Origin of the sequence: Pseudonocardia sp. ICBG1034, from assembly GCF_020131375.1 — a bacterium.
Taxonomy (GTDB): domain Bacteria; phylum Actinomycetota; class Actinomycetes; order Mycobacteriales; family Pseudonocardiaceae; genus Pseudonocardia; species Pseudonocardia alni.
In genome coordinates, this window is sequence record NZ_JAHLEK010000025.1 from 1 (window position 1) to 10,679 (window position 10,679).

The following is a 10,679-nucleotide window of genomic DNA, read 5'->3' on the forward strand; positions in this document are numbered from 1 at the left end:
CGCAGGACACGGCTGAACATCGCGTCCGACGTCGCCCGGGTCGGCAGCCCGACGAAGCAGCCGTCGGCTCCCGTGCGGGCGGCCAGGGCCTCCGCGGCGAGCAATGCGGCCTCGGTCTTACCCTCGCCCATCGGTGCCTCGACGATCACGAGTCCCGGTGTCGGCTGGTCCAGGGCCGCTTCAACGGCGGCGACCTGCGACGGGCGTGCGGATCCGGCCGGGCGACCGAACCGCCGCGCGAACATCGTCGCCGGATCTGTGACGGCGTGTGCGTCCCAGCCGCGGGGCAAGTCGAGTTCCGACCAGGCCAGGGCTGCGCGCCGGACCGACCGGTCGGCGTCGGGCGGGGACGGGTCGTCGCTGATCGTGTCGGCCGGCTGGAGGGTGAACAGGTCGGCGTTCGACGCGATCCAGTCGGCCATGATCACGATGCCCGCGCACAGCACCTGCACGGGCCGTGACAGCCGCGCCGTCGCGAACCGGCGCAGCGCGTCCTCGCCGACCAGCCCAACGGCCCAGCGCAGAGCTGCGCGGCGGGCGTCCTCCCACGGGCCGACGCCACGCAGCACCGGCCGGCCACGCACCTCGTTGAGGACGTTGCGGGTCGGTGGGACGCCGTGGTGAGCGCCGACGATCGACGCGAGCTGGGCCGCGGTCGTCGGGTCGAAGCCGAGCGCCTCGGGCAGCCAGTCGCCGATCGTCACCTCCCCGACGCGCTCATGACGGACGATCGCCCGTTGAGGGTGCACGCCTATCCCGTTCCGGACGACGAGGCCGTGCCGCGTCATGAGCGGCGTCAGCGACGGGACCTGGGCGGCGAACGCGGGACTGATCTTGCCGATGTCGTGCACGGCGGCGAGCCAGCGGACGAGGATTGCGACGTCGGAGTGGTCGCCGTCGAGATCGGCCGCGATGCGGTCGAGGACCAGGGGCGAGACCCACCGGTGAACCAGGAGATCGGCGACGGCCGCAGCATCGGCGAGGTGGACGTGCAGGGGCAGCCACTCAACCACGGTCGTACGGTCGTTCTCATCGGTGATCGACTTCCCCCAGGAGGACAGCCAAGGGTCGACTGCGGTCACCACACACTTACTCCTCGTCACTGCGGTACCGGCGGAGTCGTACTGAATGGGCGTTGCGTTACTTACGGTCGGCTGCGTCCGGGTGGTGGCGAGCGCCAAGTCGAATGGGATCGGGTGCCGGGAGGTATAAAGTCGCTGGTCAGAGAGTGTCGTCCCCGCGCCCGCGGGGGTGGTCCACGACGTCCGCAGCTCCGTCCCGGCCCCGGGGTCGTCCCCGCGCCCGCGGGGGTGGTCCCTAGGGGTGTTGCGCTAAGCGGTAGCTGGCCAAGTCGTCCCCGCGCCCGCGGGGGTGGTCCCGTGGCGGCAGAGCTGTCCGCGGAACACCTGTCGTCGTCCCCGCGCCCGCGGGGGTGGTCCCTTCTGCGCGCTCGGAGGTGCGGGGGTGGGTGCGTCGTCCCCGCGCCCGCGGGGGTGGTCCCCCGGCCAACAGCCTCGCCCGCCATCAGACGTTGTCGTCCCCGCGCCCGCGGGGGTGGTCCCGGACCCTCGCCGCCGGGCAGACCGCCGTCCTCGTCGTCCCCGCGCCCGCGGGGGTGGTCCCCGGCTGGACACGTTGGCGCATCTGTTGACGCAGTCGTCCCCGCGCCCGCGGGGGTGGTCCCTGGATGCCGCCGCGCTCGGCCTGGAACGCGGGGTCGTCCCCGCGCCCGCGGGGGTGGTCCCTTGACCGCGTAGATCGACGACGCCGTGGACGAGTCGTCCCCGCGCCCGCGGGGGTGGTCCCGTCGCGCCGAACGAGCACTGCCCGGTGACCAGGTCGTCCCCGCGCCCGCGGGGGTGGTCCCCGGGGCTGTTGGTGAAGCTCGAGCGCTACTCGGTCGTCCCCGCGTCCGCGGGGGTGGTCCCTGGACCGACCCGGTCCCGGTGCGTGACGCGTTGTCGTCCCCGCGCCCGCGGGGGTGGTCCCCAGTGCGAGGTCGGTCTTCACCTGGGCGGGAGGTCGTCCCCGCGCCCGCGGGGGTGGTCCCACGAACGTCTGCCGGGCCGGCGCCGCGGCGTTGTCGTCCCCGCGCCCGCGGGGGGTGGTCCCGGGGTCTACCAGGGCCACGTCGTGGTGGTGCCGTCGTCCCCGCGCCCGCGGGGGTGGTCCCGAGGTCCGTCCGCGCCTGGTCGAGGCCATCGCGTCATCCCCGCGCCCGCGGGGGTGGTCCCACGATCGACAGGATCGGTGGCCCCCACGCGGAGTCGTCCCCGCGCCCGCGGGGGTGGTCCCGTCATGCGCACCCCGCTCGGCTCGATCGTGGTGGTCGTCCCTGCGCCCGCGGGGGTGGCCCCCGCGCGACGTAGCGGGCGATGTGGTCGCCGCCGTCGTCCCCGCGCCCGCGGGGGTGGTCCCGTCACCCTGGACCTGTCGAACCCGACCGACCAGTCGTCCCCGCGCCCGCGGGGGTGGTCCCTCCAGGTCGAGCTCGGCGGTCGCCGGGTGAGGTCGTCCCCGCGCCCGCGGTGGTGGTCCCGCCCTGCAGGCGGCGCAGCAGGCGCAGACGGAGTCGTCCCCGCGCCCGCGGTGGTGGTCCCGTGCGCAGGAGTGTGCGCACAGCGCCGGCCTCGGTCGCGATCAGGCCGCCGGCCGCGACGTCCCATCGACGGCGTCGTCCAGGCTGGCGTGGAACGTAGGCATCGTGTGAGCCGGTTGCTGCCGAACCGGACACCGCGGTAGCTTCTGGAGACCGACCTACCTGATCCGCAGGGGAGTCAGCGCGCTATCGCGCGTCTCCAGCCAGGAGGTCGCACCCATGAACGCCGACCAGCCCGACCTGTGGCGCTCCCAGGGCAGCCCCACGCCGATTGTGCTGTGGGACATGCTTGACGGTCCGATGCCGCGAGGGCTTCTCGGTGTCGGTGACCCGAACGTCCACCTCGTCGAGGACCGGTGGACCCTGTTCGTCGGCGGCTTCACCACCACGTTCCGCAACCGCCTGTTCCGCGCGCACCTGGTCGACGAGGCGACCGGCCCCGGCGGTCCATGGCGGCTCGACCGCGACCCTCGGGGCCGGGCCCGACCGCTGGCCGCCGACCCGCCGAAGGGCAGTTGGGACGCTGCCGGCATGCACACCCCGAGCTACGTCCCGCCGGCTGCGGGCAACGGCGCTCGGATCTATTACTCGGGCCGGGCGAACGCCAAGCTCTACGGGCCCGGGAGCAGGTACGCGATCGGCGTGTTGGAGCACGTCGACGGCCAGTGGCAGCGGCGCGGAGCGCCGGTGCTGGAGGGCAGCGCCCCGAGGTGGAGCGTGCTCGAACCGCGCGTCGTTCATTCCGGGGGTCGCTACCGGATGTGGTACCAGGCCAACCCGCACGAGATCGGTCCCGGCGAGCACCCCGACTACGAGCTTCAATGCGTCGAGAGCGAGGACGGCCTGACCGGTTGGACACCGCCGCGTGTGTTCGCCGGGCCGGACGAGGGCTTCTTCGACATCGCGATCGCGCCGCGCGGCGACGGGTGGGTGATGCTGCTGGCACGAGGGTCCGACCTGCACGACACGGGCGGTTTCCCGCCGCAGGGCCTCTGGTGGAGCACGGCGGCGCGTCCCAGCGCCGAGCGCGCGGACTGGTCGCGACCGAGGCGGTTCCTCGACACCGACGCGCCGGGTACTCCCGTCTGGATGGCCCGCGGAACCTACGGACCGGGGCTCGCGTTCGATCCTGCCGCCCCCGATTGCGTCACGGTGCTGCTGACGGGCGTCCGGGACGCCCCGCGGTGGCCCCGCCTGATGCTCGGGCGGGTCGCCCGGCTGCGTCGCCCGCCGGTGCCCGCACCGTTCTACCTGTCGGTGGCTTCTCTGATGCTTGATCTGCCGACCTGCTGATCGATGCGCTTACACGGCCGGAGTCCAGATCGGCGTAGGGCACAGTGCGCGGGACCCCGACGGTGCGGCCGCGCCGGATCGCGTCCACCACGTCGTGACGCGGATGTTTCTGCGACCGCGACGAAGCAGGTGTGCCTTGCACTGGCCTCAACAAGTCCGCGTCGCGTACTCGAGTGTGTACGCGTCCGGGTACGCTGGGCGGTGTGTGGGTGCCCGAGGTGTTGTCATTTCGTGAGTTCCGTACGGCGTTGGCGGCGACGTTGAAGCGGGTGCAGGAGCCCGAGGCCGAGCCGGTGTTCGTCGGTGCTCATCGCAAGCCCGAGGCGGTGGTGATGTCGGTGGCGCGCTACGAACAGCTCATTGGGGCCGCGCAGCGCCGCGCCGATGTCGACGAGGCACTCGCCTCGGTCCGCGCCGAGGGCCTGGAGCCGAGCGCGGAGGGTCTGGCGTTGCTCGACGGTGTCGCTGCCGGCTCGTTGAGCACCGGCGAGGCTCGTGAGCGTGTCCTGGCCCGCTACCGCCGTTGACCGGCCCGGACCCCTACCTCGACCTCGCCACCGGCGTTCTGCGGAACCGGCTGGGGATCACCGATCCGGGAGAACTCGCCCAGGCCGAGGCCGAGCTCACCGCGCTACGCCTGATCGAGCTGCGCCAGGCGCCGCTGCCCGGACGTTACGACCTGGACCACCTGCAGGACTTCCACCACCACATCTTCAGCGACCTCTACGACTGGGCCGGTCAGCTGCGCACCGTGTCCATCGGCAAGGGACAGCTGTTCTGCCTCCCTCAGCACCTCGAGACCTTCGCCGCCGACATCTTTGACCGCCTCCACTCCGAGCAGGTGCTGCGCGGGCGTGACCTCGACGGCTTCGTCACCGGCCTGGCCGAGCTGCTGGGCGACATCAACGCCCTGCACCCGTTCCGGGAGGGCAACGGGCGCACCCAGCGGGCGTTCCTGGCCCAGCTCGCCCACGACGCCGGCTACGAGCTGCGCTGGACCGCGATGGACCCCGCCGAGAACAACCGCGCGTCTGCGCTCTCGCTGGCCGGTGACACCACCGCCCTGCACACCATGCTCGCCCGCCTCATCAGGCCACTCCGTCAGCCACCCCAGTCACGGCCGGCATCCACCGACAGCTGAGCAGCGCCTCCGCCTCGACCTCGGTCCGACTCTCGAGGGGCCGTGCCACTTATGCCGAGTTGACAACGCGTTCCTGTCAGTTTGTCCACCGCGCCTGACTTGGTGCGTACAGAATTGTCGGCCCCCTGCCGCACACTGAGCCTTATCCCCGGTGCTGTGCGAGAGGACCGTGATGTCAGACCCCGTCATCGTGGCAGGAACCGCCCTGTCCCGTGAGCTTCAATTAGCGTTCCGCAACGCATGCGGCGCCCGCCGGAGCGAGTGGGTCGAGCGGGAGAACGAGGCACTTACCGCCCTGCGGATCCTGGCCACCTACCTCGCCTATCATCCGGGAAGCGCCACCGCCCGGGCCATCACGACAACGCTGGCCCGCAGTATCGCTAATCCGGGGGAAGGCATGTCTCCCGTAGAGCATGCACTACCCTTGGCGGCAAGTATCAATACGGTAGAGGGTGACACAGTGGCGCGAGTTGAAACGGTACAGCTGATCGATGACCTCGACGGCGCGGCCGCTGATGAGACCATCGCTTTCGCCCTCGACGGGAAGCAGTTCGAGATCGACCTCAATATGGCCAACGCAGCGACGCTCCGGGACAAGCTCGCCCCGTTCGTTTCCGCCGCGCGAACCGCAGGAGGCAGCCGGCGCGTACGCCGTCGCGAGACTGCCGCGGGGGCGGGCTCGACCGAGGCTCGGCGCCACAACCAAGCGGTGCGTGTGTGGGCGCGAGAGAACGGATACGCCGTCTCCGAACGGGGTCGTATTCCTGCCGAGGTCGTCGAGGCCTACCGCGACCACGACTCGAGCAACTCACTGTCCGCGCCGGAGAAGGCCGCGCCGACGACGCGGCCACAGCCCGCCCAGTTCAGCGGATAGTCCCGCACAGGTCTACGTCGACGGCACTTGGCCGATGAGACGCAACACCGTGGAGCGGTCTGCTTCCGCGTGGCTCTCGCTCATCCAGCACGCTGCACCGCTACGGCTCCGCGGGCCCGTGCTCGCGAGCATCCCGGGCTTGTCCGAGGGCTCCCAGGGCGTCAGCTCCGCACACCTACGAACAGGCCGCGCCCGGTCGGCCCGCCCGGTACGTAGCGCACCGAGCATCCGGCGTCGGCCAACGCGTCGCGGTAGGCCTGCTCCGGCCACAGGCTGAGGATCTCGATCTCGGCGAAGTCGGAGATGCCGTTCTCGTCAGCGACGACGAACCGCAGCTCCATCCGGGTCTTCCCGTCGACCAGGGTGGAATGCGAGACCCGGGTGATGGTTCTGTCCGGGCCGCGGCTCAGATCACCGGCCACGTAACCGTCGATGAGTCGCTCGGAACCACCAGGGCTCGATCACGAGCACACGCCGGGCATCCCGGCCAACTAGACCCCGCCAACTACTCAGAACAGATGACTCCACTCAGTTGCCGTTAACGCGGCATCTGGCCTATCGACATGCTCGGCGACACCACCTCGTCAACTCGTCGGGAGGCGCCATGAACACCCTCACCCGCACCCTCGCCAGCCTTGTCGTCGGCGTCACCCTCGCCGCCGGAGCCGGCGTCGCCTGCTCCACCCCCCACACCACCGATGGCTACGTCGGCGAGATCCGCGACGCCATGAGCGAGCAGGAGAACTCCGGCGCCTCCGACCAGCAGATCATCGGCACCGGCCGCATGATGTGCTCCATCCCCGGGGCGCTGGACACCGTCAACACCGCGGAGTCCGACGCCACCCCCCAGTACGCCAGCTTTGTGGAAATCACCCGCGGCTACTGCGACGTCCTCGGCACCGACACCAGCAATGCCTTCGCGCCCCTGCCCGGCACCGGCACGGACCCGGCCGCCGAGACCGCGATCGCCCCGGTCGCGCCGTCCCCGATCGCGATCGGCGCGCCGAACGTCCTGAACTACGGCGGCCAGGACACCGCCACCTGGACCGTCAACGGCGTCGACTGGTGCGAGGGCTACCTGCGCATGGACATCACCCTGAAGACCTCGGACCTGTACGTGCCCGGCCAGGACCACATCTTCATGCGCACCCAGTGGACCGACACCGGCGGCATCACCCACGACAACGCCGGCATCATCGCCCCCTCCTGTGGCGAGGAACTGCCCGAGGGCTACAGCACCCAGCCCGGCAAGACCTACCGCGGCGTCCAGACCTTCAACATCCCCCAGGGCCAGTTCGCCAGCCTGGACATCTACGGCTCCGACGACCGCCAGCACGTCTACACCGAGCAGAGCTGAGCCCAGACGATGAACCCGCAGCCGCCCTACCCGCAGCACCAGTTCCAGCAGTGGGCGCCGCCCGCCCGTCGCGTCTGGCCGTGGGTCCTGCTCACCGCCGTGCTCGCCACGGTCGTCACCGCCACCATCACCGTCCTGACGATGCTGCTCGTCGCGCCGGCCGGCGCCGACAACCCCGACCCGCTGCAGGTGGCCGCCTTCACCCAGAACGCCGGCACCGACCTCTACGGGCGCGGGATCTGGACCGACGACGCCCTCCTGCAGATCGGCCTCGCCGTCTGCGACATGAACACCGACGGCCTGCACGAGGCCCAGCAGATCGACCAGCTCAAGTCCCGATGGGGCGGCCTCGACGACTTCGACACGATCACCCTGATGCACCACGCCAACGCACGGCTGTGCCCCGACACCGTGCCGTCATGAGCACCGCCCCGTGCCCGGTCGCCGTCGCGTGCTGGTCCTGCCGCGCCACCGACGGCCTCCGCGCCCTGGTCGCCGCTAGCCCCGCCGGGCCGCTCTGCTGGACCGCCTGCCCGCGGTGCGCCGGCGGCGGAGTCCGCCTGCGTATCACCGGCGACGCCGCGCTGCGCCTGGCCCGCGAGCACCGCGAGCACGCCGGACCAGACCGGGCGTAGCCGCCTCAGCCGACAGCGCGCGCCGCCCGGTTCGCCCGGACCATGCCGAGGACTCCGACGACGAGAACGACCAGGATCGAGCCGGCCCCCACAGCCGCCGTCACGATGCCGGTCGGCCACCCCGCCGACGGCGCCGCGATCGGATAGGCGATGCACACACCCACCAGCACGTAGCCGGCGCCGGCTGCCGCGAGCATCCACGGGGCAGCCGCCTGGTGACCGACCCGCCACGCCTCGTCCGACGCGACGGTGGCCTCAGTCTTGATCCCCGGGGTCCTGCCCATCTTCAGCGTGCCGGCACGCCCACGACGTCCGATGTAGTGCGAGAGAACCGACACCAGCAGCAGCCCCAGGACGTTGAACACGAAGCCGGTCGACACAGCGCCCCTCCCCAGGATCGTCGGCCCCACTCTGCCCGTACCCGGACCGGCCGGCGCGCCTCGGTGCCGCCGCCGGCGCAGGTCGCGACCCTGGACCGCATGACGACCGCGATCCCCGCCCGGCCCGAGACGACCGCCCCGACCGGCGCACTCACCGACCTCGACAGCAGCACCGGCGAGTTCACCGCGGTCGTGGCGGTCACGAACGTCGTCGATGACGTGTCAGACCTCATCGAGGTCGGCGCCTTCGGGGCGAGCCTCGCGCGCCGTACTCCGAAGGCGTAATGGCCCATGACTGGACCCGGCCGATAGCCCGCGCCCACGAGGTCGTCGAGCTGCGCCCCGGCGACCGCCGCCTCCCCACCCGCACCCCCGACGGGAAGCCATGGCCGCAGCAGGCCGGCGCGCTGCTGGTCCGCGGGAAGTTCCTGAACACCCGCGACTGCCGTGAGGCTGCCGCCGTCGCCCGCGGGTTCGGCGAGCAGCAGGCGTTCTCCATCGGCTACCGCGTCCCCGAGGGCGGGGCGCAGAACCGCGGCGGTGTCCGCCACATCAAGGCCGTCGACCTCTACGAGTTCTCCACCGTCCTGGTCGGGGCGAACAGCCTCGCCGGGCTGCAGTCGGTGAAGGAGTTCGTGCCCGACGGCGTCGAGATCAAGTCCGCGACCGCCGTCACCGGGGCCGCCCGCCCCCGCACCGTCGTCGACCCGGTCACCGTCGCCCAGTGCGCCTTCTGCCTCGCCCCCGCCGCTGGCTCCCTCGGCGCACGCCCGGGCGCCATGGTGGCGCTGACCTGCGACAACTGCACCGACAGGATCCACGAGCTGATCGGCGGTGGCGGTGACGACACCTTGCCGCTGTTCGACGAGCTGACCGACGACGGGCCGGCGCCGTTCGCCGCCGCCCTCACATGCTCGGTGTGCGGCGGCCAGGCCGGCGGACGCCTCCGTCGCGCCGCGCCGCCCGACGATCTGATCTGCCGAACCTGCGTCGCCGAGCTCCGCGTGATGGCCGACGACCGGGCTCACGCCGACGACCCGGACCAGCCGACGACACCCGCCGAGTACACCGCCGCCCTGGCCGACCAGACGCAGCTCATCATGACCGCCGATGCCCGCCTGGTGCCCGACACCACCGTGGACGGTGGCGGCGCTTGGTCGCCGGCGCTACTGACGGCCGGCCGCGCCGTTCGCCCGGATTGCGCCGTTCGGTCGCGAACCGGCCGGGCCGCCGCACGTCGTCAAAGTCATGCACCAGCTCCCCGCCCGCGCCCGCCGGGCCGCCGGCATCGCCGGCGTCCTCGCCGCCGTCGCGCTCCTCACCGCCTGCCAGGAAGCGCAGGCCAGTCAGCCGCCGCGACCCACGATCCCGCCCATGCCGACGATCGCCCTACCCGCCCCGCCGACCGTGCCCGGCACCCGGCCGAACACCGGCAGCATCGTGCTGACCTGCACGCAGCTCGGCAGCAGCAAGCAGTACCTGTGCACCCAGACAGGGACCGCGCCGGCACCGGTGACGCCCCCGCCGACCGTGCCGCCGAGCACGCCCCCGCCGCCCGTGACCCCGCCCGCCCCCTCGACCAGCCCGCCGCCCGTCGCGCCGACGGTTCCGCGGCCGATCGATGAGGGCAGCCCCGAGCCGACCATCCCGCCGCCGGCGACGACCGAGCCTCGCCCGACTACACCGCAGCCGACCACGCCCGTCCAACGACGCCGAAGACGGGCAGCGTCGAGCCGACCACGACCAGCTCCGTCGGCTGATCGACCAGCTCAGGTCCAGGTGGGGCGGCCTCGACGACTTCGACACGATCACCCTGATGCACCACGCCAACGCACGGCTGTGCCCCGACACCGTGCCGTCATGAGCACCGCCCCGTGCCCGGTCGCCGTCGCGTGCTGGTCCTGCCGCGCCGCCGACGGGCTCCGCGCCCTGGTCGCCGCCAGCGGAGGCTTTGCTCGCCGCGCGCCCGCCGGATCGCCAGCTCGTCGCCGGGCATGCGCTGCGCGACCTGCGCACGGACGCGCAGCACGAGCGACAAACCACCCCGGCTACTTCCCGGTCGACGACGACCTGCTTGACGAACTCAACGCCGTACTGTTCGTCCGCGCGACGCCGACTGACCCGGCCCGACCTGACGGCTCAGAACGGGTCGATCCTGGTCACGTCGCTTCGGGCAGGTTGTCGTCGTGGCGTGCCAGGAGGTAGCCGGCTGGGGGCTTACCCGGGGCGGGGCGGCGATGCGCATACGGGCGAGCTCGGTGAAGCCGTGTCCTCGCAGTCGTGCGGTGAGCGCGTCGAGGCTCCACAGGAACGCCGGGGAGGCCTTGTGGTCGTAGGGGATCCAGCCCTCAGCCCCGGGAGTGTCGGTGATCTGCACCCCGATGAGCAGGCAGCCACCCG

11 protein-coding genes, 2 pseudogenes and 1 CRISPR repeat array are annotated in these 10,679 nt (G+C 72.1%); of the genes and pseudogenes, 9 read left to right on the forward strand and 4 right to left on the reverse strand.

The window, feature by feature from the left end; all coding sequences use genetic code 11:
• Positions 1 to 1,082, reverse strand: a 1,082-nt coding sequence (locus tag KPF22_RS30635; RefSeq protein WP_224404168.1) for a CRISPR-associated endonuclease Cas3'', incomplete at its 3' end; no start/stop codon positions are given.
• 148 nt (positions 1,083 to 1,230) lie between these two features.
• Positions 1,231 to 2,601: a CRISPR direct-repeat array (repeat unit 29 nt; unit sequence GTCGTCCCCGCGCCCGCGGGGGTGGTCCC).
• Between the two features lie 217 nt (positions 2,602 to 2,818).
• Between KPF22_RS30635 and KPF22_RS30645 the strand changes: the two genes are divergently transcribed.
• From KPF22_RS30645 to KPF22_RS30660, 4 genes and pseudogenes are all read left to right on the forward strand, one after another.
• On the forward strand, positions 2,819 to 3,892 hold the full coding sequence (locus KPF22_RS30645; protein ID WP_224404003.1) for a hypothetical protein: 1,074 nt from the start codon (positions 2,819 to 2,821) through the stop codon (positions 3,890 to 3,892).
• 209 nt (positions 3,893 to 4,101) lie between these two features.
• Positions 4,102 to 4,419, forward strand: a complete 318-nt coding sequence (locus tag KPF22_RS33475) for a type II toxin-antitoxin system Phd/YefM family antitoxin (protein ID WP_224404004.1) — start codon at positions 4,102 to 4,104, stop codon at positions 4,417 to 4,419.
• Positions 4,416 to 5,033: a Fic family protein gene (locus KPF22_RS30655; protein WP_224404005.1), complete on the forward strand. Its 618-nt coding sequence runs from the start codon at positions 4,416 to 4,418 to the stop codon at positions 5,031 to 5,033. The genes KPF22_RS33475 and KPF22_RS30655 overlap by 4 nt, the downstream gene beginning before the upstream one ends.
• Before the next feature lie 460 nt (positions 5,034 to 5,493).
• Positions 5,494 to 5,820: pseudogene (locus KPF22_RS30660) on the forward strand (Lsr2 family protein); the annotation flags it as partial.
• Positions 5,821 to 6,068: 248 nt separating this feature from the next.
• Here KPF22_RS30660 and KPF22_RS30665 read toward each other — a convergent pair.
• Positions 6,069 to 6,329 carry a hypothetical protein gene (locus KPF22_RS30665; protein ID WP_224404006.1) on the reverse strand — a complete coding sequence of 87 codons (261 nt, stop codon included), beginning with the start codon at positions 6,327 to 6,329 and terminating at the stop codon, positions 6,069 to 6,071.
• 182 nt (positions 6,330 to 6,511) lie between these two features.
• Between KPF22_RS30665 and KPF22_RS30670 the strand changes: the two genes are divergently transcribed.
• From KPF22_RS30670 to KPF22_RS30680, 3 genes are read left to right on the forward strand one after another with little or no spacing between them, the layout of a single operon-like run.
• Positions 6,512 to 7,264 (forward strand): hypothetical protein, encoded by a 753-nt coding sequence (locus tag KPF22_RS30670; RefSeq protein WP_224404007.1) that lies wholly within the window; start codon positions 6,512 to 6,514, stop codon positions 7,262 to 7,264.
• A 9-nt stretch (positions 7,265 to 7,273) separates the two neighbouring features.
• The gene (locus KPF22_RS30675; protein WP_224404008.1) at positions 7,274 to 7,687 is read left to right on the forward strand and encodes a DUF732 domain-containing protein; all 414 of its coding nucleotides are present in this window, start codon (positions 7,274 to 7,276) and stop codon (positions 7,685 to 7,687) included.
• Positions 7,684 to 7,899, forward strand: a complete 216-nt coding sequence (locus KPF22_RS30680; protein WP_224404009.1) for a hypothetical protein — start codon at positions 7,684 to 7,686, stop codon at positions 7,897 to 7,899. The genes KPF22_RS30675 and KPF22_RS30680 overlap by 4 nt, the downstream gene beginning before the upstream one ends.
• A gap of 5 nt (positions 7,900 to 7,904) precedes the next feature.
• Here KPF22_RS30680 and KPF22_RS30685 read toward each other — a convergent pair whose 3' ends face one another.
• Positions 7,905 to 8,279, reverse strand: a complete 375-nt coding sequence (locus tag KPF22_RS30685) for an SdpI family protein (RefSeq protein ID WP_224404010.1) — start codon at positions 8,277 to 8,279, stop codon at positions 7,905 to 7,907.
• A gap of 99 nt (positions 8,280 to 8,378) precedes the next feature.
• Between KPF22_RS30685 and KPF22_RS30690 the strand changes: the two genes are divergently transcribed.
• Both KPF22_RS30690 and KPF22_RS30695 read left to right on the forward strand, forming a co-directional pair.
• Positions 8,379 to 8,564, forward strand: coding sequence for a hypothetical protein (locus tag KPF22_RS30690; RefSeq protein ID WP_224404011.1), 186 nt, complete (start codon positions 8,379 to 8,381; stop codon positions 8,562 to 8,564).
• Positions 8,564 to 9,904, forward strand: coding sequence for a hypothetical protein (locus KPF22_RS30695; RefSeq protein ID WP_224404012.1), 1,341 nt, complete (start codon positions 8,564 to 8,566; stop codon positions 9,902 to 9,904). Before KPF22_RS30690 ends, KPF22_RS30695 begins: the two co-directional genes overlap by 1 nt.
• Before the next feature lie 458 nt (positions 9,905 to 10,362).
• Here KPF22_RS30695 and KPF22_RS30700 read toward each other — a convergent pair.
• Positions 10,363 to 10,679: pseudogene (locus KPF22_RS30700) on the reverse strand (hypothetical protein); the annotation flags it as partial.